This window comes from Mycoplasma sp. 394 (assembly GCF_054353895.1).
The window spans coordinates 18,450-42,273 of the sequence record NZ_JBTHHL010000004.1 but is presented as its reverse complement, the minus strand read 5'-3'; the positions used below and the strand labels follow the sequence as shown (position 1 = coordinate 42,273).

Annotated in this window: 33 protein-coding genes, 1 rRNA gene and 1 pseudogene; 3 read left to right on the top strand and 32 right to left on the bottom strand. The window is 30.2% G+C overall.

Annotated elements, in window-relative coordinates:
• Positions 1-157: 157 nt before the first annotated feature.
• A complete protein-coding gene (locus tag ACXYRQ_RS02075; RefSeq protein ID WP_458614664.1) occupies positions 158-1,369 on the bottom strand; it encodes a hypothetical protein in 1,212 nt (403 codons plus the stop codon).
• A 250-nt stretch (positions 1,370-1,619) separates the two neighbouring features.
• On the opposite strand from ACXYRQ_RS02075, the gene ACXYRQ_RS02070 reads away from it, so the two are divergent.
• The gene (locus tag ACXYRQ_RS02070; protein ID WP_458614663.1) at positions 1,620-2,150 is read left to right on the top strand and encodes a hypothetical protein; all 531 of its coding nucleotides are present in this window, start codon (positions 1,620-1,622) and stop codon (positions 2,148-2,150) included.
• Here ACXYRQ_RS02070 and rrf read toward each other — a convergent pair.
• Positions 2,150-2,255: ribosomal RNA gene (rrf, locus tag ACXYRQ_RS02065) — 5S ribosomal RNA — on the bottom strand. The genes ACXYRQ_RS02070 and rrf overlap by 1 nt on opposite strands.
• 135 nt (positions 2,256-2,390) lie before the next feature.
• Between rrf and tig the strand changes: the two genes are divergently transcribed.
• Positions 2,391-3,710, top strand: a complete 1,320-nt coding sequence (gene tig, locus ACXYRQ_RS02060; protein WP_458597233.1) for a trigger factor — start codon at positions 2,391-2,393, stop codon at positions 3,708-3,710.
• Positions 3,711-3,805: 95 nt separating this feature from the next.
• Here the strand turns inward: tig and ACXYRQ_RS02055 are convergent, their stop codons facing one another.
• The 25 genes and pseudogenes from ACXYRQ_RS02055 to tpiA form a co-directional block, all read right to left on the bottom strand.
• Positions 3,806-4,744 (bottom strand): L-lactate dehydrogenase, encoded by a 939-nt coding sequence (locus ACXYRQ_RS02055; RefSeq protein WP_458597232.1) that lies wholly within the window; start codon positions 4,742-4,744, stop codon positions 3,806-3,808.
• Positions 4,745-4,891: 147 nt separating this feature from the next.
• A complete protein-coding gene (gene rplO / locus ACXYRQ_RS02050; protein ID WP_458607691.1) occupies positions 4,892-5,332 on the bottom strand; it encodes a 50S ribosomal protein L15 in 441 nt (146 codons plus the stop codon).
• The gene (gene rpsE, locus ACXYRQ_RS02045) at positions 5,332-6,042 is read right to left on the bottom strand and encodes a 30S ribosomal protein S5 (protein WP_458597230.1); all 711 of its coding nucleotides are present in this window, start codon (positions 6,040-6,042) and stop codon (positions 5,332-5,334) included. Before rpsE ends, rplO begins: the two co-directional genes overlap by 1 nt.
• Before the next feature lie 2 nt (positions 6,043-6,044).
• A complete protein-coding gene (rplR, locus tag ACXYRQ_RS02040; protein WP_458614289.1) occupies positions 6,045-6,395 on the bottom strand; it encodes a 50S ribosomal protein L18 in 351 nt (116 codons plus the stop codon).
• A 12-nt stretch (positions 6,396-6,407) separates the two neighbouring features.
• Complete coding sequence (rplF, locus tag ACXYRQ_RS02035; protein WP_435130157.1) at positions 6,408-6,950, bottom strand: 50S ribosomal protein L6; 543 nt, start codon at positions 6,948-6,950, stop codon at positions 6,408-6,410.
• A gap of 10 nt (positions 6,951-6,960) precedes the next feature.
• A complete protein-coding gene (rpsH, locus tag ACXYRQ_RS02030; protein ID WP_435130154.1) occupies positions 6,961-7,356 on the bottom strand; it encodes a 30S ribosomal protein S8 in 396 nt (131 codons plus the stop codon).
• Positions 7,357-7,358: 2 nt separating this feature from the next.
• Positions 7,359-7,544, bottom strand: coding sequence for a type Z 30S ribosomal protein S14 (locus ACXYRQ_RS02025; protein WP_435130152.1), 186 nt, complete (start codon positions 7,542-7,544; stop codon positions 7,359-7,361).
• Positions 7,544-8,089 (bottom strand): 50S ribosomal protein L5, encoded by a 546-nt coding sequence (rplE, locus tag ACXYRQ_RS02020; protein ID WP_458614662.1) that lies wholly within the window; start codon positions 8,087-8,089, stop codon positions 7,544-7,546. Before rplE ends, ACXYRQ_RS02025 begins: the two co-directional genes overlap by 1 nt.
• A 2-nt stretch (positions 8,090-8,091) precedes the next feature.
• Positions 8,092-8,427: a 50S ribosomal protein L24 gene (gene rplX, locus ACXYRQ_RS02015; RefSeq protein WP_435130147.1), complete on the bottom strand. Its 336-nt coding sequence runs from the start codon at positions 8,425-8,427 to the stop codon at positions 8,092-8,094.
• Between the two features lie 11 nt (positions 8,428-8,438).
• A complete protein-coding gene (rplN, locus tag ACXYRQ_RS02010; RefSeq protein WP_435130145.1) occupies positions 8,439-8,804 on the bottom strand; it encodes a 50S ribosomal protein L14 in 366 nt (121 codons plus the stop codon).
• The gene (rpsQ, locus tag ACXYRQ_RS02005; RefSeq protein WP_435130142.1) at positions 8,804-9,073 is read right to left on the bottom strand and encodes a 30S ribosomal protein S17; all 270 of its coding nucleotides are present in this window, start codon (positions 9,071-9,073) and stop codon (positions 8,804-8,806) included. The genes rplN and rpsQ overlap by 1 nt, the downstream gene beginning before the upstream one ends.
• Before the next feature lies 1 nt (position 9,074).
• A complete protein-coding gene (gene rpmC / locus ACXYRQ_RS02000; RefSeq protein WP_458597227.1) occupies positions 9,075-9,269 on the bottom strand; it encodes a 50S ribosomal protein L29 in 195 nt (64 codons plus the stop codon).
• The gene (gene rplP / locus ACXYRQ_RS01995; protein ID WP_435130137.1) at positions 9,269-9,688 is read right to left on the bottom strand and encodes a 50S ribosomal protein L16; all 420 of its coding nucleotides are present in this window, start codon (positions 9,686-9,688) and stop codon (positions 9,269-9,271) included. Before rplP ends, rpmC begins: the two co-directional genes overlap by 1 nt.
• Positions 9,666-10,340 (bottom strand): 30S ribosomal protein S3, encoded by a 675-nt coding sequence (gene rpsC / locus ACXYRQ_RS01990; protein WP_458597226.1) that lies wholly within the window; start codon positions 10,338-10,340, stop codon positions 9,666-9,668. The genes rplP and rpsC overlap by 23 nt, the downstream gene beginning before the upstream one ends.
• The gene (gene rplV, locus ACXYRQ_RS01985) at positions 10,340-10,681 is read right to left on the bottom strand and encodes a 50S ribosomal protein L22 (protein WP_458597225.1); all 342 of its coding nucleotides are present in this window, start codon (positions 10,679-10,681) and stop codon (positions 10,340-10,342) included. Before rplV ends, rpsC begins: the two co-directional genes overlap by 1 nt.
• Entirely contained in the window at positions 10,681-10,959 is a 279-nt protein-coding gene (rpsS, locus tag ACXYRQ_RS01980; RefSeq protein WP_435130128.1) for a 30S ribosomal protein S19, read from the bottom strand. The genes rplV and rpsS overlap by 1 nt, the downstream gene beginning before the upstream one ends.
• Positions 10,959-11,804: a 50S ribosomal protein L2 gene (rplB, locus tag ACXYRQ_RS01975; protein ID WP_435130125.1), complete on the bottom strand. Its 846-nt coding sequence runs from the start codon at positions 11,802-11,804 to the stop codon at positions 10,959-10,961. The genes rpsS and rplB overlap by 1 nt, the downstream gene beginning before the upstream one ends.
• A gap of 115 nt (positions 11,805-11,919) precedes the next feature.
• Entirely contained in the window at positions 11,920-12,387 is a 468-nt protein-coding gene (rplW, locus tag ACXYRQ_RS01970; protein ID WP_435130122.1) for a 50S ribosomal protein L23, read from the bottom strand.
• Positions 12,387-13,223, bottom strand: a complete 837-nt coding sequence (rplD, locus tag ACXYRQ_RS01965; protein ID WP_458614660.1) for a 50S ribosomal protein L4 — start codon at positions 13,221-13,223, stop codon at positions 12,387-12,389. The genes rplW and rplD overlap by 1 nt, the downstream gene beginning before the upstream one ends.
• Before the next feature lie 137 nt (positions 13,224-13,360).
• Positions 13,361-14,020: pseudogene (rplC, locus tag ACXYRQ_RS01960) on the bottom strand (50S ribosomal protein L3); the annotation flags it as partial.
• Positions 14,021-14,038: 18 nt separating this feature from the next.
• Complete coding sequence (rpsJ, locus tag ACXYRQ_RS01955) at positions 14,039-14,347, bottom strand: 30S ribosomal protein S10 (RefSeq protein ID WP_458614291.1); 309 nt, start codon at positions 14,345-14,347, stop codon at positions 14,039-14,041.
• Positions 14,348-14,536: 189 nt separating this feature from the next.
• A complete protein-coding gene (locus ACXYRQ_RS01950; RefSeq protein WP_435130113.1) occupies positions 14,537-14,875 on the bottom strand; it encodes a thioredoxin family protein in 339 nt (112 codons plus the stop codon).
• A 10-nt stretch (positions 14,876-14,885) separates the two neighbouring features.
• Entirely contained in the window at positions 14,886-15,857 is a 972-nt protein-coding gene (locus ACXYRQ_RS01945) for a hypothetical protein (RefSeq protein WP_458614659.1), read from the bottom strand.
• Position 15,858: 1 nt separating this feature from the next.
• Positions 15,859-17,523, bottom strand: coding sequence for a ribonuclease J (locus tag ACXYRQ_RS01940; protein ID WP_458614658.1), 1,665 nt, complete (start codon positions 17,521-17,523; stop codon positions 15,859-15,861).
• A 128-nt stretch (positions 17,524-17,651) separates the two neighbouring features.
• A complete protein-coding gene (gene tpiA, locus ACXYRQ_RS01935) occupies positions 17,652-18,386 on the bottom strand; it encodes a triose-phosphate isomerase (protein ID WP_458614657.1) in 735 nt (244 codons plus the stop codon).
• A gap of 105 nt (positions 18,387-18,491) precedes the next feature.
• Between tpiA and recU the strand changes: the two genes are divergently transcribed.
• Positions 18,492-18,980, top strand: coding sequence for a Holliday junction resolvase RecU (recU, locus tag ACXYRQ_RS01930; protein WP_458607679.1), 489 nt, complete (start codon positions 18,492-18,494; stop codon positions 18,978-18,980).
• Here the strand turns inward: recU and ACXYRQ_RS01925 are convergent.
• The 5 genes from ACXYRQ_RS01925 to secA form a co-directional block, all read right to left on the bottom strand.
• Positions 18,977-19,258, bottom strand: coding sequence for an HU family DNA-binding protein (locus tag ACXYRQ_RS01925; protein WP_435130097.1), 282 nt, complete (start codon positions 19,256-19,258; stop codon positions 18,977-18,979). The genes recU and ACXYRQ_RS01925 overlap by 4 nt on opposite strands.
• 81 nt (positions 19,259-19,339) lie before the next feature.
• A complete protein-coding gene (locus tag ACXYRQ_RS01920) occupies positions 19,340-19,996 on the bottom strand; it encodes a chromate transporter (RefSeq protein ID WP_458614656.1) in 657 nt (218 codons plus the stop codon).
• Positions 19,996-20,583 (bottom strand): chromate transporter, encoded by a 588-nt coding sequence (locus ACXYRQ_RS01915; protein ID WP_458614655.1) that lies wholly within the window; start codon positions 20,581-20,583, stop codon positions 19,996-19,998. Before ACXYRQ_RS01915 ends, ACXYRQ_RS01920 begins: the two co-directional genes overlap by 1 nt.
• 38 nt (positions 20,584-20,621) lie before the next feature.
• Positions 20,622-21,125, bottom strand: a complete 504-nt coding sequence (locus ACXYRQ_RS01910) for a hypothetical protein (protein WP_458614654.1) — start codon at positions 21,123-21,125, stop codon at positions 20,622-20,624.
• Between the two features lie 137 nt (positions 21,126-21,262).
• Positions 21,263-23,809 (bottom strand): preprotein translocase subunit SecA, encoded by a 2,547-nt coding sequence (secA, locus tag ACXYRQ_RS01905; RefSeq protein ID WP_458614653.1) that lies wholly within the window; start codon positions 23,807-23,809, stop codon positions 21,263-21,265.
• Between the last annotated feature and the right edge of the window lie 15 nt (positions 23,810-23,824).

Sequence of the window (23,824 nt, the reverse complement as noted above, 5' to 3'; positions counted from 1 at the left end):
ATTTTTTGCAGCGATTTGGTAATGCTATATTTGTATTTATCCACCTATATATCATATGTTCTTAAAATTGTATAGTATTAATAATATGATTATAAACTTGTTAGTAAATAAAATTATGCAACTTTATTTTGTATATAGTTGCATAATTTTATATTTTTTACTTTGTTTTTTGGGTTGTTGTAGTGCTCGATGATCCTGATGCAGAGCTAGTTGTAGTTGCTTTTGTTTCTTTCTTTTCGTCTTTTTTTCCACCTTTATATGTTATAACAGCATCTGCTTTACCATTACCTCTCATAATTGTTACTCATAAATTATAATTTGTTTTCTTAATATGTTCAAGTTGTTCAGGAGATAATGTTGATAGATTTTCAGGCAGCTTTTTACTTGGGTCTCTTGGTGGGTAACCGAAAATTCAACTATTTAATCCCCCCCCTAATCCTAATGCATCTCTAATTGCTAAATATTTTTGAACATCGTGTTTTTGTAATCAATTTAAATGTTTAGTTGTTATATCAGAAACATTTGCAGGAATCGCAACACTACTATAATCTTTTTCAGGTATAGGTTTTGGTTGATTTTTTATTGGTGGTAATGTACTTTCGGTTTCTTTGATATCCGATTCATTTCCTGGTTGTCCAAAAATTCAATTATCAGGCAAAGGTTTTAATACTTGCATAATCGCTTGAAATTGTGAAAAATTATGCATTTTTATTCATTCAAGTTGTCCAGATGAGATGGTTGATAAATCAGTTGGAACTGCTATTTTGCTATAGTCTATTTGTCTTTGTGGTTTATCTATTGGAGTAGTTGAAAATGTATTAAGGTTTTTATTCATATTTTCAACAGAGAAAAGAATTTTTTCACTTCCGTCTTTTTTATAAAAAGCAAATGAATAAAATTTATTTGGTATTAATGCATTATCATTATCTTTATCTCATTTAAATAAAAGTGGATATTGTCCTTCTTTAAGTGGATCTTGATTTACATCAACACTAGCATATGCTGCCTTAATGTCTCCGTCTTTTACAAGACTATTATCATCAAGTGATTTAACTTCTGCTGCAATAGCAACTCAATCACCTTTAACTCCGACAAGTGGTTGGTCGTGGAGAACAAAGACAAATGAACCATCCTTTGACATATAGTTTTCACTTCTAGCAGCAGGGTGCTTTAAATAAATAACTTTTATATCTGCTTTAGCAGGTGCTACACCATATTCAGTAACATTAATTGATTGATCTGTCATTTTTTGTTCTTTTGCAGGTGCTTGAGTTTTACCTGCACCACATGAAACAGCAACAGCAGCGACAGTTGTTAAAGTAACCCCTGATGCTGACAAGTATGCTAAAAGTTTCTTTTTAAATTTCATATTATCCTTCTTTCTCAATTTCATAATCAATGTGAAATTGTATGTTATATCGAAATTAGTAATGAAATATAACATAAATAGTTATTATATGTTTTTTTTTTTTTTTTTGCAAAGAAATGTGAAAATTTTACATATTTTACTTTCCTTGTTATTTGAAATTTTCACAAAATTTCCATATTTCTTCTTTTTTAGAAAATCCTATGAAAAAATATCTCATGAAAATATTATTATGATTTAGTATAATTAATTTATGAATATTTTTAATGACAAAAAAACTATAATCGCTTTTAATGAGCTAGCTTATCAATTTAGATTTGTTTATTCTTTATTTGGTGAGAGCTTAAAGCAAGCTAAAAATGGAAATCTACCTTTTGATGATATAGAAACAATTATTACTTATAACACACTAATAAAACTGAAAGAATCTGGATTACCATTAAATTTAAATTTAAATGAAAAAAATATTTTTATCCCACAAATTAAAATAAATAATGAATATATTTATCTAAATATCCTGATACAAAGCAATAATATAAAAGCTAATTCAAAAAATTCTATAAAATTATTAAAAAAAATAAACGATGGTAATTTTTCTATATTGCCAAAGTTATTTGATTATATATATGATAAAAATCCTGATACATGAGTTTTTGTTTATTATGATTTTTTAGATAAAAAAACGAAACTATACACTTTTTCAAATATAAATATTAATTATTATAAAACAATTAAAATTGATAATCTGGAACTGCCTTATATAAATATTGAAAAATCGATATAAAAAAGCAGCTTCCTATTTTGACCGTTAGGCTATCGTCGGCGTAAAGTGGCTTAACTACTGAGTTCGGAATGGTATCAGGTGATCCCACTTGCTATGGCTACTGGTAATATAATACAGATTTTTTTTAAAATACCAAATATTTTTTTATTTTTTTGTTTGAATTCATAATTAATAAAGATATAGTTTTAAAATCACAGAAAATAAGGTAAAATATAATAATATATTATGTAAGGAGAACAAATGATTAAACACCAAGAGCATAAAGAATTAGCTGAATATACAATTAAGGTTTTAATTCCTACTGATGAAGTAAAAAAGAAAAATGACTTTTATTTTAATGAAGCTTTAAAAAAGGTAAAGGTTCCTGGTTACCGTCCTGGAAAAGCACCGCGCGAGAAATTAGAAGCATATTTAGACACAAATGCTATTTCACGAAAAACTGTTGATTCATTTCTTCACTCAAGTTTCAACGATGTTGTAAAATACTTAGATGACAAAAAAATTAAAGCACTTTCAAAATATTCACTAGATGTTAACCCTCAAAAAGATGGTAGTTTAGAGATTTCTTATCATTTTCCTATGTGACCTGATTTTTCAAAAGTAGATTTAAAGAATTTAAAAGCAAAAATTAAACTTCCTAAATCAGGTGAAAAAGATAAGAAACAAATTATTGAAGAGTTTTATAAAGAAACAGCTATTAAAGAAGTAGTTAGTGATCCAAAAGTAAAGTCAAAACTTACTGATACAGTAAATATTGATTTTAAAGGATTTATTGATGATGAACCTTTCGAAGGTGGTGAAGCAGAAGGTGTTGATTTAGTATTAGGATCAAATACTTTTATACCTGGATTTGAAGACCAATTAGTTGGTAAAACAACAGGATGAAAAGGTGATATAAAAGTAACATTTCCTGGTTCATACTTCGTAAAAGAATACCAAAACAAAGAAGCAATTTTTGAAGTTAAAATTAATTCTATTACTCGCTTAGTGCAAAAAGAAATAACAGATGAAATTGTTAAAGGATACAATTTGGGTGAAAATGTTCAAACAAAAGATCAATATCTAGATTTAGTATTCAACAAAAAATTAAAAGAACATTTTATAACATCGATTCATAATTTTGAAAAAGATATCATAAATGAAATGTTAGAAATTGCTAACCCTGTTGTCCACCCAAATTTATTAGAAGATGCTATTAAAAAACTACAAGAAGATTTTGATAAGAATTTAAAGCAATATGGAATTAAAAAGAAAGAATACTTCCATCTTGTAAAATCAACCGAAGAAGATATTCAAAAGGAATTTGAAAAGACTGCATTAGAACAAGAAAAGAAAGCATATGCAAGTAGACATATGGCTGAAATCTTACCAAAAGATAAAGATGAATTAGAAAAACAACTAAATGAATTTAAGGATTTATTAGTTGATTATCCAATTGATCAAAGAGATAAATATGCTTCACTACTAATTCTTTATTTAATCATTAAAGAAAACAAACATAAAGATTCTACAAAATTAGCAAAAGAGTTTATTAAGTTTATTAATTTCTTAGCTAAATAAAATAATATAACGAAGTTTTTTACTTCGTTTTTTCTTCCTTTTATTCCTAAGATTATAAAAAAACAGGTGATTTACTCACCTGTATATATGTGTTATTACATTACTGACTTAATTGCAGCTTTAATAATTCCTACTGATCTAGCAAATTTTTCTTTTTCTTTATCGTTTAATTTAATTTGCACAATTTGCTTAATTCCTTGACTTCCAACAACTGCTGGAACCCCTATTACAACATCACTAGTTTCGTATTCTCCATTTAATAATACTCCTAGTGGTAATACAGCATTTGCATCTTCTTGGATGTATCTAAGAATTTGTGCTAAACAAGCACCTATTCCATAATAAGTTGCTCTTTTTCTTTCAATAATTTTATACGCTTTGGTATAAACAGGTTTTTCAAGTTCTTCGATGTAGTTTGAAGCATTAATTCCTGTTTTTGCTTCAAATTCTGAGAAAGGTAATCCGGCAATTTTAAATGTTGAGAAGTTTACAAGTGATGAATCCCCATGTTCTCCAAGCACAAATGCTTCAATATTGTTGGTTGAAACACCTGTTTTCTTTGAAAGTAATTGTTTCAGTCTTGAAGTATCAAGGATTGTTCCTGATCCAATAACTTTTTTAGGATCAAATCCTGTTTCTTTCATATATACATATGTCATTACATCAACTGGATTTGATGCAATAAGAGTAATTCCTTGGAATCCACTTTCCTTAATTTGTTTAGCGATATCTCTCATAATAAGAGCATTATCTTGAACCATTTGTAATCTAGTTTCACCTGGCACTTGTGGTCTTCCTGCTGTAATAACTACTACATCTGCATCTTTTGCATCAGTATAACTTGCTGCAAAAACTTCAAATTTACGAACTGATGGAACAATAACATCTTCTAAATCTAAAACATTTCCGTCTCTTGGTCCATCGAATTTGTCTATAATACCATATTTAGCAGCTAATCCTTGATTAATTGCTGAATATAAGAATGAAGCACCAACTGCTCCGGCACCAACTAAAATAACTTTTGTTGCTTTCATATAAAACTCCTTTAAAATGTATGCTATCCTATTATACTATTTTTATGGTATTAATAACTTATTTTTTTATTTTTATTTTGCTTTATTTTGTATGCAAGAGTTTGATAATAAAAAAACTAATACATTTAATGTATTAGTTTTATGTTATTATAATTCAACTACTTTTCCACCATTAGCTTTGACAGCTTCTTTTGCTGCTTGCGAAGCTTTATTAACAGTTACAGTTAAGTTTTTGCTTAATGTTCCTTTCGCTAAGAGTTTAATAGGTAGATTTCTTTTTACTAATCCTTTTTCAAATAATGATTCAATAGTAACTTCTGAGTTATTTTCATAATGTGTTTGCAGTTGATCAAGGTTAATGATTTGGTATTCAATATGGTTTACATTAGTAAATCCGCGTTTTCCTAAACGACGGAATCACGGAGTTTGTCCCCCTTCAAATCCTAATCTATGTCCTTTGCGCTTGTTTTGTCCTGATTGACCTTTACCAGCTTGTTTTCCTTTACCAGCAGCATGTCCACGACCTTTACGGTGCTTGCTTGGTCTTGAACCTTCTGTTGCTTTAAGAGTATGTAATTTAATTGACATTATCTTAAGTCCTTTACATCTTTATTTCTGATTTCAGCTATTTGTTCTGGTGTTCTAAGTTGTCTAAGTGCTTTAACGGTTGCTTTAACAGTGTTAGTCTTTGAACGAGAACCATATGTTTTAGTAACAATATCTGAATAACCTGCTAATTCTGCGACAGCACGCACTGTACCTGAAGCAATCAATCCTTTCCCTTTAGAGGCAGGTTTTAGCATAACCTTTGATGCTAAGAATTTAGCATAGACTTCATGTGGGATAGTAGGTGATTTTGAATCAAAAGGAACTGAAATAAGGTTGTTTTTCGCATCTTTAATTGCTTTTTTAATGGCATCTGGAACTTCATTAGCTTTTCCGTGTCCATAACCTACACTACCTTTTTTATTCCCTATTACCACAAAAGCAGAGAAACTAAATCTTCTTCCACCTTTAACAACTTTGGTAACACGAGCAATATCGATTACTTTTTCGCTGTATTCAGAAACTTCTTTATTGCGACGATTGTCACGGTTTGCTGGTTTTTTAAAACGGTTTTCTGTTTTTGACCCACGGTTTGGTCTGTCAGTTGCATTTGTATGAACTGGTTTTTGTTCTGATGAGTTTGATGGCTTGTGGTTAATATTTCTGCGAGGTCTAACTTCCTTAGTTCCGGTTGTTGGTCTGACAACCTTATAATCTTTTTTAGGTTCTTTATTTTCTTTTTGGTTTTCCATAACTAGAATTTAACTCCTTTTGCTCTAACTGCATCTGCAAATGCTTTGATTCTTCCGTGATATAAATATCCACCACGATCAAAAACAACTTCTGAAAGATTAAGTTTTAAGATTTTTTCTCCCATTAAATCACCTAATTTACTTGCAGCAGTAATATTTCCACCATATCCTGGTAAAGATAAAGTGGATGCTGATGCTAATGTAACTCTTTTTGAATCATCGATTAGTTGCGCATATAAGTTTTGGTGTGATTTAAAAACATTTAAACGTGGTTTGCTTGCACTACCAACAATGTAATGACGGGCACGATTATGCTTAAGTTTACGTGCTTGATTTCTTGATAATTTCGCCATATTTGCTGCTTACTATTTAGAAGCAGTTTTCCCTTCCTTACGTCTAATTTTTTCACCTTTATATGAAATCCCCTTACCTGAATATACACTTGGGGTTCTTACTGCACGAATTACTGATGCAAAATGCCCAACACTTTGCTTGTCAATACCTAAAACTGAAACTTCGGTTTGTTTAGGACTAACTACAACTTTAACATCTGCTGGAACTGTTAATGAAACAATATGACTGTATCCAGCTGATACATCTAGCTTATTTCCTGTTAAAACTGCTTTGTATCCAACACCCTTAATTTCAAGATCTTTTTGAAATCCTTTTGAAACTCCTAATAACATATTTGCAATATGTGCATTGGTGGTTCCGTGTAGTTGTTTAGTAATTTTTTCTTCGTTCGCACGAACGGTTGATACTTTATTCCCATCAACATGAATTGAAATAAGTGGACTGAATTTTCTTGATAAAGTTCCTAATGGACCACTGATAGTAACAACATCAGCATCCATTTTAAAGGTTACCCCTGCAGGAATAGTTAAAACACGATTTCCAACACGAGACATATCCTAAACCTTATCAAATGTAGGCAATAATTTCACCACCTACATTTTCCTTTCTTGCTTCTTTTCCAGTCATTAAACCTTTAGATGTAGAAATAATTACAGTACCATAACCTGAAATAATAGAAGGAATTTCATCTGATTTAACATACACACGTAAACCAGGTTTCGAAACCCTTTTAATCCCAACAATCGCTGATTGTCCTTTTTTATATTTTAATGTAACTACAATTTGCTTATCTATACCTTCACCTTCAACTGCATAAGAAGCAATGTATCCTTGTGATTCAAAAAGTTTTACAATTGCTTCTTTTTTCTTAGAAAAAGGAATTGAAACGGTTTTATGTCTACGCGCGTTGGCATTTTTAATACGAACCACTAAATCTGAAATAGGATCTGTTATAAACATAATTATCAACTCGCTTTCTTCATACCTGGAATTTTACCTTCATGTGCTAAGGTTCTAAAGCAGATACGACATACTTTATATTTTCTTAAAACCGCATGTGGACGTCCACATAATTCACAACGTGTATAAGCACGTGATGAGAATTTAGGATGACGTTTTGCTTTAACAATTAATGCTTTTCTCGCCATTATTTAGCTCCTTTTTTCTCGAATGGTATACCTAGTAATTCTAATAAACTACGTGCTTCTGCATCTGTGTTTGCTGTAGTTACGATTAGGACATCAAGTCCTTTAATGCGACGAATTTTATCAAATTCAATTTCTGGGAAAATAATTTCCTCTTTAATCCCTAAAGCAAAGTTTCCTCTTCCATCAAATGCTCTAGGATTTGCCCCACGGAAATCGCGAATCCGTGGCATCGCAACATGAATTAATTTTTCTAAAAAGTCTCACATACGACCTCTGCGTAAAGTAACTTTACCACCCATAGGCATCCCTTCACGAAGCTTTCATGAAGCATTTGACTTTTTAGCTTTAGTTTGGAATGGTTTTTGTCCTGAAATAATGGTTAATTCGTTTAAAACTTCTTCGATTGCTTTTGAGTTTGAAACCTCTTTACCTGCAGTCATATTCAATACGATTTTTTCTATTCTTGGAACTTGCATTATTGATGAGTATTGGTATTTTTCTTTTAAAGTAGGAACTGCTTTTTTAACATAAACATCTTTTAGCATAATTAATTAATATCCTTATTGGTTTTTTTAACAAATCTTACTTTTTTACCATCTTTATTAATTCTATATCCAAGTTTTGAAGCAATGTTTGGTTGTGATTTTGTGGCTTTTTTTGCTAAATAAGCAACATTTGATACATGAATTGGAGCAGCCATCTCTTTAATTGAACCGTCTTGATTTTTTTGGCTAGGTTTGTTGTGTTTAGTTACAATATTAACATCTTTGATGATAACACGGTTTTGTGAATGTAATACTTTTTCAATAGTTCCAGTTTTACCTTTTTCGCTTCCAGCAATAACTATAACTGGATCATTTCTTTTGAACTTAATTTTTGACATAAATTAACTCCTTATAAAACTTCCGGTGCTAATGAAACTATTTTTGGAAACTTGTCACGCAATTCACGAGCAACTGGTCCAAATACCCGTGTTCCTCTTGGTGTTAAATCTTCTTTTAAAAGTACTACAGCATTATCATCAAAACGAATATATGAACCATTATTACGGTGTATTCCGTATCTTGAACGAACTACAACCGCTTTCACAACTTGACCTTCCTTTACCATTCCAGTAGGAATAGCTTTTTTTACAGAACACACGATTATATCACCGATATTAGCAACTTTTTTCTTTGCCCCACCTAAAATACGAATTACACCGATTTCTTTTGCACCTGAGTTATCAGCAACATTTGCTTTTGATAATTCAATTAGCATTATTTATTTCCTTCTAAGGCTTTCTCTTTAATTGAAACCAATCTGAAGTGTTTAGTTTTAGAAAGCGGTCTAGTTTCCATAATAACTACCACATCATTTAATGCTGCTTGATGATTTTCATCATGTACTGCAAATCTTTTAGTAGATTTAAAACGTTTTGCATAAAGTGGGTGCTTTTTAAAAGTATCAACAGCAACAATAATGGTTTTAGCAGCTTTCCCCGCCGAAACAACTGTTCCTGTTAATGTTTTTCTAGTATTTCGTTCCATATTATTTTGTATCCTTTTTTTGGTTTAATGCTGTGAGTGCTTTTGCAATATCAGTTCTTAAAACTTTAATTTTGTGTGTTTCTTTCAAATCACCAGTAACATTACGGTATCTAAGAGTGAATAATTCTGCTTTTAATTTAAGCACTAATTCTTGTAATTCTTGCTTTGACTTCTTTTGTAAATCTTTAAAAAGCATTATTGTACTCCTTCTTTTTTAACAATTTTTCATTTAACTGGTAATTTATGTCCAGCTAAACGAAGGGCATCGCGAGCCACTTCTTCAGAAACTCCACTTACCTCAAACATCATTGTATTAATTTTAACTGCTGTATATCATAGTTCAGGAGCTCCTTTTCCTGAACCCATACGAACTCCAATTGGTTTAGAAGTTTTTGAAAAGTGAGGGAAAATACGAATAATAACTTGTCCTTCACGACCCATTCTACGAGTAGCAGCAATACGAGCTGACTCAATTTGACGTGCAGTTACTCATGCAGATGTAACTGCTTGTAAACCATATTCACCAAAATTCACTGTGTTTCCTTTGGTTGCCTTACGTTTGTCATGCTGAACCACAAATGGTTTACGATATTTAGTTCTTTTTGGTTGAAGCATATTTATCATCTCCTTCCAAAATTTCACCAAGTGAAATTCAAACCTTAACCCCAATTGCTCCATAAGTAGTGCGAGCAGTTGCTGTTGCATAGTCAACATTTTGTCTTAAAGTATGAAGACGCATTTCTCCATCAGAATAACCTTCTGTACGAGCCATATCAACACCATTTAAACGTCCTGATACCATTGTCTTAACACCTTTGGCTCCAGATTTTAAAGCAGCACGCATTGCTATTTTTTGTGCTTGACGGAAACTGTCACGATTTTCAAGCTTAGTAGCAATCATTTCTGCTAATAATCTTGCATTTAAATCTGGTTTTTTAAGTTCAACAACTTGAATTCTAAGGTTCAAGTGTTTGTTTTTTACGAATTTTTGAACCTTTAATGTAAGTTCTTGGATGTTTTTACCTTCTTGACCTAAAACTGCTGCTGGTTTTGCAGTGTGCAAGAATACAGTAACTTTATTATCTTTATTTCTTTTAATTTGAACTCTACCAATTTGATATTGACGCACTAATTTATCGAAAAACTTATAGATTTTAGCATCCTCAACTAAATAATCACCATAATTTGCTTTTTCAGCAAATCATACTGTATTGTGTGCCTTAGTAATTCCATAACGGAACCCATTTGGATTAACTTTTTGTCCCATTAGTTTCTCTCCTCTAAAACAATTTTAAGGTTTGATGTGCGTTTAAAAATTGAATAAGCACGACCTTGGCTTCTTGGTTGAAATCTTTTAAGAGTTGGTCCTTCATTGACATAAACTTCTTTAACAAATAATTTCGATGCATTCATTCCGTGGTTGTTAGTTGCATTTGCAATTGCTGAGTTAAGTAGCTTCATAAAAATTGGTGCTGATTTTTTTGATGTGTTTCTTAAAAGCCCTAAAGCAATTGAAACATCTTTTCCTCTAAATAAATTAGCCACTAATTTTGCTTTTGAACTACTTACTCTTTGAAGTTTAACACTTGCTATAGCTTGTTGTGCCATTATTTCTTCTTACCTTTATCTGCGCCGTGACCTGAAAAAGTACGAGTTGGAGAGAATTCTCCAAGTTTATGTCCTACCATATCATCGGTTACATATACTTCGATAAATGATTTTCCGTTATGAACTGCAAATGTTAATCCAACGAAACTAGGGAAAATTGTTGATCTTCTTGATCATGTCTTGATTGGTTTTTTAGGTGCTTTTCCTTCAACGATTGCATCAACTTTTTTAAGTAAGTGATCGTCTGCAAAAGGTCCTTTTTTCAAACTACGTGACATTATTTAGCATCCTTTCTTCTTCTTAAAATAAGTTTATTTGAAGATTTCTTTGTTTTTCTGGTTTTCACACCAAGTGCTTTTTTACCTCAAGGAGTAAGTGGAGCTTTACGACCAACTGGTTGTTTTCCTTCCCCTCCCCCATGTGGGTGGTCTACTGGGTTCATTACTGAACCACGTACGGTAGGTCTAATTCCTTTATGTCTATTGATTCCAGCTTTACCAACATTAACAAGTAAGTGTTCTTCGTTACCTACTACACCAACGGTAGCACGACAACGAGCTAAAATACGACGTGTTTCACCTGATTTAAGTTTTAACACTACATATTTTCCATCATCATCCTTACCAAGAATTTGTGCAGAAGTACCTGCACTACGAGCAATAATACCTCCCCCTCCTGGTTGCATTTCAATGTTATGCACGAATGTACCCTCTGGGATAAATGCTAATGGTAGTGCATTCCCTACTACAATATCAACATTTTCTCCTGAGAGAACTTTTTGACCTAAAACAATCCCTTTAGGTGCTAAAATATATCTTTTTTCTCCGTCTGCATATGCTAACAAACAAATATTTGCTGATCTGTTTGGATCGTATTCGATTGTTTTAACGATAGCAGGGATATTATCTTTGTTACGTTTAAAATCAATGATTCTGTAGAATCTTTTGACACGTCCTCCACGATGTCTAACAGTGATCTTCCCTTGATTGTTACGACCAGCATGGTTTTTTAAATTTACCAACAATGATTTTTCTGGTTCATGACCTGAAAGATTTGTTTTAAAATCTAATGAAGACATATTTCTACGACCATTGGTAGTTGGCTTATAATGTTTTAATGCCATTTATTTTGTCTCCTTGCTTAAAAATAGTTGCGGATCTTTCTTTTAAGCAGTAATTTCCGCTCTGTAAACTTAATAAATTAATGAATATCATTCCCATTCATTAATTATAAGAAGATTATTCACCACCGATTTTACGTTTTGTGGTAGTTTTCTTAGCAACTGAAGCAGTTTTAGTTGCTACTGTTTTTTTAGCAGCTAATTTTTGTGCTACTTTTGCTTCAACATCGGCTGATTTTTTAGCCTTTGCTGCTTTTTCTTCTACTTTTTGTTGTGAATTATCATCTGCTTTTAATTCACTTTCGTTAGGCAAGTAGTTCATGGTTTGTCCATCTTTTAAGGTAACCATTGCTTTCTTATAACGATTAGTGAAACCATGATAACGTCCTACATTCTTTGCTTTTTTATTAACTTTTATTGTATTTACACTTTCAACTTCTACTTGAAAAATTGTTTCAATTGCTTCTTTTATTTGGTATTTATTTGCAGCATAATCAACCTTAAAAACATATATATTGTTTTTTGTTCTTAAAATATCTGTTTTTTCTGAAAGAATAGGTGCTTTAATAACTTTAGTTAATTCCATTATTTAACTCTACTTTCTAGCAATTTAAGACTTTCGTTTGAAACAATTAATACATCTGCTCCAATTAATTGTTCAACTGATAAAGAGTTTGCTTTTGATGTTGAAACATTTTGCAAGTTCGCAGCAGATTTATATACAATAGGACTTTCAGTAACGATTAATATACGTTTTAAGTGATCTACTTCTAATTCCTTTAATTTTGCAACTAATGCTTTAGTTTTGATTGCATCTAATGATAAATCGTTAATAATAACTGCTTTATCATTTGCTAATAAGGTTAGTGCAGAAACAAATGCTGCAAATTTAACTTTCTTATTAACTTTAAGTGAATAGTTTTTGTTTGCTTGTGGTCCAAATGCTCTACCACCACCTACTCAAATTGGTGATCTGGTTGAACTATGACGAGCTCTTCCTGTCCCTTTTTGTCTTCATGGTTTTTTACCACTTCCGCTTACTTGAGCACGGTTTTTAACTTGGTGTGTGCCCTGTCTTCTTGATGCTCTTTCAGATAAAATGGTATCAAAAACTGCTTGGGTGTAAATTTTTTCAGAACCAAAAAGTGATTTTGGTAATTGTGCATAAAAGTCTTTTTTAACAACAGTTTCTTTTACAACAGAAATCTTTGCTGACTTAGGAGCAGATTTGGAAGTTGTTTTTGTTTGCTTTGATGTTTCATTGGTAGATTTAACTTCTTTATTTATATTTGTTTTTTTAGCATCTGAATTTGTTTTCTTTGAAGTTGATTTAGAAGCAGGCTTATTTGCTACTTTTGCATCTGGAGTTTTTTTAGTTACAGGTTTTGTGTTTTCAGTTTTTTTGCTTTTAGTTTCAGCCATAACTATTCTTCTCCTTCCTTAGCCTCTGCTTCATCAATCAATGCCTTAAGTTGCACAGATGTCATACCCACAGAAACTTCAATATTGTATTTTTTAGCATGTTCAATTAATTCATTCATTAATTGCACTTCTGCTACATTAACTAATTTAACTTCTTTATGATCTGGTAATCCTTTTACTGCTTTACGAATCATAACAAATGATTTTTTAGGTCCCGGAATTGAACCTTTTACTAATAAAATATTATTATCAGTATCAACTTTAATAACTTCTAAGTTTTGCACTGTTGTTTTTGCATGTCCTAAATGACCTGGCATTGTCATACCTTTAAAAACTCTGTTACCTGAAATATCTCCAAGTGAACCTGTTTGTCTTACTGGTTGTGAACCACCACCACCACCGTGAGATTTAGGCCCAATAGCTTGGTTGTGACGTTTAATAGTTCCTGCAAAACCTTTACCTTTTGAGATACCGGTTACATCTACTAATTCACCTGACTTAAAAATGTCAGCTGTGATTGTTTGTCCAAGTTCATAACCTGACATATTACGAACTTCTTTTACGAAGCGCTTAGGTGTTGTGTTTGCATTTTTAAAGTGTCCTGTAAGTGGTTTGTTGCTACGACTTGACTTTTTATCAAAAACTGCTAATTGAGTCGCTACATAACCGTCTTTTTCAACAGTAAGCACCTTAGACACAACATTTGGTTGAACTTCCACTACTGTAACTGGTACACTAGCACCTGTTTCAGTAAAGATTTGAGTCATACCAACTTTACGTCCTAAGATTCCTTTCATTTGATCTCCTTAATTAAATTATTTTTGAACTTTTACTTGTAAAAGCACACCAGCAGGTAAATCTAAACGATTAATTTTATCGGTTAGTTGTGCTGAAGGGTTCTTGATTACAACTAATCTTTGGTGTGTTCTACTTTCAAATTGTTCACGACTAGTTTTGTTGATGTGAACAGATCTTAAAATAGTAACTTCATCTCTTTTAGTTGGAAGCGGAATTGGACCACTAACATCAGCTTTTTCTTCTTTAGCTAACAAAAATAATTTCTTTGCTGCTAAATCAACTAATGCATGGTCAAACCCTTTAACTTTGATGTTTAATTTACTCATTAAATGTTGTCTCCTTGTTCGATTTTTGAACATAACTCCCTATAAAAACCTCAACCGTCCTCAACAACAATGACGATTAAGCAACCTTATAGATCAATGTTATAGTTGCTTTTCAATTATAAAGCAAAAATAAAAATACAGAAATCAAAAATCCTGTATTTTTTCTAACAACGGATGTTGGTGTATCAACTATGAAATTCTGTTTTCTATTCACTCTGAAAGCACTTCTTCGGGGACATATTCAAATGCTTTTTCAACTATTTCAGTACCGTTTAGTAAAATCATTGTAGGAACCTTTAGCACTTTTCATTCTGTATCTGGGTTTCTAAATAATTTTGCTTCTTCAGCATCCACATGAATGAATTGTACCTTAGTTTTTTCATATTTTTTTGCGATACGATCTAAGGTAGGTTTCATCATTTTACAGTCTCCACATCAACCTGTTGTAAAAATCAAGAATGTTAAATCATCTTTTTGCTTGCTTTCAATAAGTTTTTTAGCATCATCTCATAATAATTTGTCAAACATAATAACTCCTTTAATTAAAATCTAATTTATCTAGTTCATCTAAGAAATCTTCATTTTGTTGTTGTTGAATTATTGAAGTTTCAACAGCATTTTTAAGCAGTTGATTCACTATTTGCTCATCAACTTTGGAAAGTATACTCTTTTCTAGTAATTTAAAAGATATTTTTTTGTAATCTATATCATAAAATTTTGCTGCTTTAAATAAAAAATCAAGATATTTTTCAAAATGAGAAGTTGATAAATAAAAACTTTTATGCGAATTTATAAATTTCTTATATTGCTGAATATTTCACTTATTTTTCTTGATAATTAACTTGATATCAAGGATATATAAACACAAAAAAACGACTATACCTATTAATAATAAAATTAATAATAAACTTGATAATGTAGGTAAATAAAACAAATTAATAAGTGTATCAAAAACAACCCCAACATTATTATAAATTGAAATATCTTCAATAGTTACTTTTTGTTTCGATGTCATAAATTTTGCATATCAACCGTTTTTAAAAATATGTGCAGGAAGCTTTGTGTTAAATTCTACATCATGATTGTATATATAATGCAGGATTAAATGAGTTAAGATAACAAAAAACAAAAAGAGAAATAGTAAAATTTTCAACATTCAATTTTTATATGCAACAAAATCTATTTTATTTACACGGGATACTCAACTGATAGCTTTCTTTTTAGTAAATAAAGTAAAAATTCATACTAATATCGCTAAAAATCCAAAAAATAATGCAAAAAAGATGCTATTTCCAAATAAAAGCCCATATGTATATAAATATGTTCATTGCAGTCAATTAGGTAAAATTTTTGATACATATAAAGCACAAAAAAACAAACTTATAAGGTAAAAACTCAAAATTAAAATCAACTTTCAAATTTTGAGTTTTTTTTCTAAAGTAATATGGTTGCTAGGTAAAAATTCAATGAATTTTAAACCTAGCGAATTAAATAATTTACTTTTTTTCATATTATATAGTTGTTAGTGAAAAAGCGATCATTGGATCTTTATCGGTTATTTTAAAGATTCTTTTTCTTACTGTTTTTCTGATTTTTTCATTGAATTCTCGCATTGTAGTAAAAGTTTTGGTATTAATAATTTCAATAATTGTATCTTTAATCAAATCATTTATTCTTGGTTGCTCTTGCACATCGATAACACCTACATAATTGATATGTAATTGTCCAATAATTTTCTTGGTTTTTGCTGAATAAAGCGAATTTATAATAATTACACCTTCACGTCCTAAAACTTCACGTTCTGCTAAAACTTCTGATGAAATATCCCCAACACCAAAACCATCTATAATGGTATCTCCAACATCTTTAATTTTACCATTATGTGAAATTAATTTTCCATATGCAAAATGTGCAACTTTTCCGTTTAATAAAACAATCGGATTAACTTCTCTTGCTAAATTTTTATCTTCTTTTATGTATGTAACTAAATCTACTAAATAACGATACAACCCTTGAGCAGGTAGTAAAACAGTGGGCTTAAGATTCTTAACCAAATTAAATACATCTTCTTTACTCGGACGACAATAAAAATATTCTTTTTCAGAAATATCAACTAAATTTGATGTCCTTTTTGCAATTTCATCTAATGTTACAGCTGCAAGCGATTCAAGACCGTTAACTGGAGGAGCAATCATAATTACACTATCATTTGAATCTATTTTTAAATATACATCTTCGTTATTAAGAATTCTTATAAAACGGGTATATAAACGTTCAATAGCACCAGTTACAAGCACAACAGCATTTGGATGCTTACTAATTTGTTTGTAATCAATTATTTCGGGGAACTTAAAATCTGGACTTATTTTTGCTTGAATTTGCTTCATTAAAAATAACAAATCTGCGTATGCTTTTCCATAAGGTATTACTGGACGATTATATTTATTAGCAAGTTCTATAATCTGCTGCATCGATACCATATCTTCACTATAACCACCTACTATTATTTTAGTATTTGGTTTTGCAAATCTAAATGTTTTTTCTACACTATCAGGTAGATATAATTTTTCAATTGCTCTACCACCACCCTTATCTTTACCTGCATCAGTAACCAATGCATTAATTTTACGTTTATTAAAAAGTTTTGGTAAATGTAAAAATCAAGTTCTACCAAAAATTCCTAAATCACCTTCAATATAATTAAACATAAACACATAATCACCATTTGGTGTAATAAAATCAAAACCTAAGTTACCTGGAGCGCTTCCTGGTAGTCCGATAGGTTGCATAAGTATGTTTCCAATTTTCTTACGGTCTGATAGAGCAATTAATTTATACGAATCATTTTTAATATTGTATTTATTAAGGCGTTCTTGGATAATTTGTTTATTTATAAAAGATGTATAAATTTTTAATCCTGGTATTTTCATTAAAAGTCATGGAAGTGCTGAAAAACTTTCATTACGAATATCTGTAATAAAAATACCTTGAATTTTTTTGCGATGTTTTTCTAAAAAAGTAAAATCAGGAATTAGTGTATCAACACCATTATTAGAGTTAATTGGTATTTTTACACCTGCATTTACAACATATAAATCATCGTTGTAGTCTAAAACATAACAATTTTTACCGTTTTCATCTTGCCCACCTAAAGCAAAAATATTTACTTTTTCCATTTGTCTCCTATGTTTATTCAATATAAATTCTTAATTTTAAAATAGTATATCTATTATAACAAAACAAAGTTAATTTTTATTTTTTTAATGATATTACAATAAAAAAGGCATAACTTATTATGCCAATCTTATTTAGTATTTTTTAATAAATCAATAAAACTTTTAAGTTCTAATGAAGCACCACCAACTAAAAATCCATTGATATCAGGTTGTTTTGATAATTCTGCTATATTACTTGGTGTAACACTTCCACCATATTGCACTACCACATCTTTTGATGTGATTTCGTGGATATATTTACAAATATCTTGTGCTATTTCAGGTGTTGCAACCTTTCCGGTACCGATAGCTCAAATTGGTTCATATGCGATAACTACTTTTTTCAAATCTAAATCTTTTAAAGAAACTTCAAGTTGCTTTTTAATAACTTCTTTGGTTTGTCCTGCCTGATATTGCTCAAATGTTTCACCAACACAAATAATTGGTTTTAAATGGTATGAAATAACTTGTTTTGCTTTTACATTTACTAACTCATCTGTTTCAAAATGATATTTACGTCTTTCTGAATGTCCTAAAATAACATACGATACATCTAAATCAATAAGCATACTCGCAGATGTATCACCTGTATAAGCACCTGATTCATATTGTGAACAATCCTGTGCTGCTAAGCGAAATTTTTCAACTGTATTAACAACAAATGAACATAAATTAGCAGCAGGTACAGCGATACCAAATTCAATGTTTTTTGGTATTAATTCATTGTTAGAAAAATATCAATCACCAAATTTCTCAAAAAATTCCTTGGATTCTGAATAAGTTTTATTCATTTTTCAATTACCAATAATAAGTTTTCTCTTCATTTAACTCCTTTAAAGTATTTTACAGTATTTTTAAATTATTTTTATAAATAAGTTTATTTTATGTTCTGTTCTAGTTCATTAATGTATTTTAATTATAAATAAAATATGAATAAAAATCGTGGAATGTTTTTGGAATCAGTTTTGAATAAAACGATAGATTATTATTGAAGACATAAAATTGCTTATATTGAAAAGAAAGGATTGGATGTTACATTAAAAACAATAACTAAGGAAGGTAAGAAATTAGTAGTAAGAGATTCAAATATTTACAAAAAAAGTACTGTTGATTACATCGGCTGCTATAAAGGTATTTTTGTGTGTTTTGAAGCAAAAAGTTGTAACGAAGATCGCTTTGATTTAGCAAACCTTAAAGAACATCAAATAGATTATTTAAATAATATCAATTCAAATGGAGGGATAGCTTTTGTTGTTATATTTTTTTCACATGTAAATCGTTTTTTTAAAATTTACACAAGGTATTTATGTAAATTATTTAAAGAGGGTATACATTCAATTAAATTAGATGATGTAATAAAAAATTCCAAAGAACTTTCTTTAGAATTTCCATGTATTTTAAATATACTGGATGACTAAGCTTTTAAATCGACTAAATCTCTTAAATATTTAGAAGGTTTATATTTAATCACACGTTTTTGTGGAACAACTTGCTCTTCTTTTGTAAATCTGTTTACTATTGTACGTTGTTTTTTAACCACTGTAGAGAAAATACCTAAGTGTGATAATCTAACTGTGTCTTCTGCAATTAATTGTTCTTTAAGAACAAAAACCATTGCATCAAGTACTTTTTCAACATCTTTTGGTGATGTCTCTAATCTATCAGCAACTTCCAATAAGAAATCTTTTTTTGTCATTTATTCTCCTTGTTAAATAAAATATAGGTATATTATAATACTTTTTCAAAAAAATGCCTATATTTTAGGGATAAAAGTTTTTTAACTGCCTGAAAAAGGAATTGCAAACAAAAAAAATGAAATAGCTATATTTATAACAATAATTAAAAATAATGAAAACTTTTTCCTAGCAAGATAATATGAAAACAAAATTCCTATCGGGACATATATTTTTAATAATATATTTCGATATCCAACAAAAAACACTTCTTTTTTTTCTATCGCATATTTAGCCAGCGATTTATTAAATGACACTTCAGGGACAAAGATAGCTAAAAATAACTGTAATGCGAGAGATAAAATAATTCCAGCAACAATTGGACGCATAATAATTAACATATTTTTTACAAATGTATTAGTTTTGAACTTATTAATATATTTCATTGCTAACACCATAATAATAATTGCAGGTAAGCAAAAAATAAGGTATGTTAAAAACATTGCTAAATAACCCCATCATTGTCCGTTTGCTATTATATAACCTGTAAAAAAAGCGAATTTTGTTGAAACTACGCCAGGGGTAGAATTTGCAACAGTGAATATTGTATTAATATGGTCATCATTAATATTTGCACCAAAGTTTTGTGCCAAAAACATTCATAATCAACGAAAGATTGGCATAAAAACTTGTCCTCCACCAAATACTGATAAGGAAATTAAAATCAAAAAAAGTAGAGCAACTAAAAAAGCCAAAATCATTATTTTCTTCCTAATTTAATTTGTTTTTTCTTTTTTCATAAAATCAAAAAAATTATTGAATATATTAATAAAACTAAAAAAATTGCTACTACCGGAATGTTATATGGTGCCGGAACAAAAAAACTATATGAAAATGCAAAGATAAAAATAGTAAGTCATAAAGGCATAAAAATTGCTTTATTTGCTTGTTTAATAAATCTAATTGCAAATTCCAACAAAAATGCAATAATTGCTATTAAAACACCTACTGATAGGATTCTTACATACTGAATTGGTATTTTATTAACTAAAATTAAAAAAGCAAAAGCAAGTAAAACATGGGGTAAAATTGCTATAAGTGTAATTAATGTTCCTTTTCATTTACCTAATAAATGAATTGATATATATGAAAGTGTTTGAATAACAGAAGCGCCTGGCAATAAATTGGTAACAATGACAATGTTTTCAAACTCTTCAAGTGTAATTCAGTTTCTTTTTTCAACTGCCTCTCTTTTAATAATAGGCATTAAGGCATTGCCTCCACCAAAACCTACAAAAGTAACTTTCAAAATAAATAAAATTAATTGTGTAATATTAACTTTTCTCATAATTATTTAAGTAAAAAAGCATACTATTTGTATGCAATTTACTTTTTCTTTAAATTATCTGAGAATTTTTCATATTCAGAAGCTAAATCTTTAAAAGTTGCAGTTTCACCTGGTTTTAATGTTGAGCAATTTCCTTTACATTCTGGTTTTATACATTTTGGACATGTTGATTCAGGTCTTTTAAGTTTGCATAATCCTTTGCAATCTGTTTTACCACAATGTGGACAGGTTTGTGATTTTTGTAATTTACATTCTCCCTTACACTCTTTTTTTTCACAGTGTTTGCAAACTTCTTCTTTTTTCATTTTACATTCACCACGACAACCTAATTTACCACATAATGGACAAACATGTGCTTTTTGAAGTTCGCATTCACCTTTGCAACCTACCTTACCACAATTTGGACAAGCAATAGATTTTTCAGTAGTTTGTTTGTTTAAATGACATTTGACATCCTTGCAAGTAACAGCATTATGAGAATGTGTTTTATTTACCTTACATTCTCCTTTACATCCTATTCTTCCACATGAACACTTTTCCATAATTATTCTCCTTTATTAAAGTTCGTTATATTGAGATTTAATTTGCAATATTTAATGCTCTATAATTTTACTATATTTAGATAATAAAATAATTAAAAAGCGAAAAAATGCCGTTATTTTATTAATAAAACAGGTTTTTAGTTTTTTGATAAATCCGAATTTTGATTTTCAAGCATTTCCTGCTGTTTTATTTCTTCAATTCTTCTGACAACAGAATAATATAAATCAACTAACTCTTGTTCTTGTTCTTCCAATGTTTTATAAGGATCTAAACTAAAATTATTTTTAACTTGTAAAAATACTGGGTCTGAAAGCATTTCTTTGGTAATAAGGGATTTTTTGCCAACATGATTTGAGAAAATACTTAACATAACATTGTATGCTATATCATCTAGTAATGCTTCAAAAAGTTTAGTTCCTTCATCGGTGTAAATTTGATAAGGATTTTTTTGCGAGTATTGAACCAAATGCACATTTGAACGCAATTTATCCATACGGTTGATATGAGTTTGTCATTTATTATCTAAAACCCTTAGGATTGTAGCACGTTTTAAATCAACTAATTCTTCGTGTGATGTTTTTTCGGCTGCATTCTTAAGTCATTCTTGATATACACTTAAAATAATATTAGAAACATAATCTGGTAAATCACTTTCATGAATCGCACTGATTTCTTGTAAATTAAATTCAAACTTAACTAACTGACCGATATTAGCATTTAAAAAACTTACTAAACCTTCATAATTATAAATTTTATTATGAAGTTGATATTCACCACTTTTCACTATTGCACGAGCTGATGAAGCAATCATTCTACGAACAATAAAATCAATATTAGGTGAACCCAAAATTAAATCACGCTGTGAGTAAATCAAATCTCTTTGCTGACGAATAACATCATCATAATGCAACACTGATTTACGCGAATCATAATTCAATCCTTCGATTTTCTTTTGGGCATGATTAAATGCGTATTTAGTATTTTTATCAGTTATTTCGCTTCCATCTTCGCTTTTGAAAGCATCTTTAAAAACATCAAAGGTTGAAAAACGACGCATTAGTTGATCATGCATAGAAATAAAGAATTTACTTGTTCCGATATCACCTTGTCTACCAGAACGACCACGCAACTGATTATCAATTCTTCGCGATTCAGCTTTTTCGGTTCCTAAAACATACAATCCACCTAATTTTAATGCCTCAGGTGATGGTTTGATATCGGTTCCACGACCAGCCATATTAGTAGCAATTGTAACTGATTTAACACTACCTGCCTTTGAAATAATTTCAGCTTCTTGAGCATTTTGTTTTGCATTCAAAACTGTATGTGGAATCCCTTTATGAAGTAGCATTCGGTGCAATAATTCAGATTCTTCAATCTGTGCAGTTCCTACCAATACTGGTTGTCCTTTATGATAAAGTTCTGCTATTTTTTCAACAACTGCATTTCATTTATCTTCATAACTTCCATAAATTGAATCAGGTTCATCAATTCTGGCGATAGGTTTATTTGTGGGTACCACATTCACTCGCATATTATAAATATCAATAAATTCTTGTTCTTCAGTTTTTCCTGTTCCTGTCATTCCACATAGTTTTTTAAACATTCTAAAGAAGTTTTGGTATGTTATTGTCGCTAGAGTCTTGGTTTCCGCTTCAATTTCAACCATTTCTTTTGCCTGTATTGCCTGTTGCAATCCTTCGGAATAACTACGACCATCCATTATCCGGCCAGTAAAACTATCAACTAGTTCGATTTTCCCTTCACGTACTATATATTCAACATCAACACGCATAATTTTATGGGCACGCAAAGCATTCTGAATCAAATGTATATGTTCAGAATTTTCGATGTTATAAATATTTTTAGTTTTATAAAAACGATTTGCTTTAGCAATTCCTTGGTGAGTTAAAGCAACAGCCTTTGATTCGTCGTCTATGATATAATCATCAGGGTCTAGGGTACGAACAAATTGGTCTGCAGAAAAATAAGTTGCTACATCTTCTTGTTCACCCCCTGAAATAATTAAAGGTGTTTTTGCCTCATCGATTAAAATTGAATCAACCTCATCAATTAAGCAAAACTGAAGCCCTCGCTGAACTTTTTCAGCAACATTTTGCACCATATTATCACGTAAATAATCAAAACCTAATTCTGAATGCACTGAATAAGTTATATCGCACGCATAAGCGGCTCGTTTGTGATCGGGATCTAATTGTGCTTTATTTATTCCTACGGTTAAACCTAAAAAGTTAAAAACTTGTCCCATTTCTTCAGCATCACGCACTGTTAAATATTCATTAACTGTTGAAACAATAGCGCCTTTACCCAATAAGGCATTTAAATATACAGGTGCAATTGAAGTTATCGTTTTTCCTTCACCTGTTTTCATCTCAGCAACAGAACCTAAATCTAATAAAAGTCCACCTAAAATCTGAACATCAAAAGGACGCTTACCTAAAACCCTTTTGGTAGCCTCCCGCGAAACCGCAAAAACATCATTACGAATTTCTTCTAATGTATGTCCTTCTGCAAGAAATTTCTTGAAAATTTCTGTTTGTTTTTTTAGTTCTTCATCACTAAGTTGTGAAACATATTTTTCAAGTTTATTTATCTGTTTTAAAGCACTTTCTGCAATTCGCATTTCAGTTGTTTTAAAATCTAACATCTTTGATAAATTCATATTATTTAATTATAC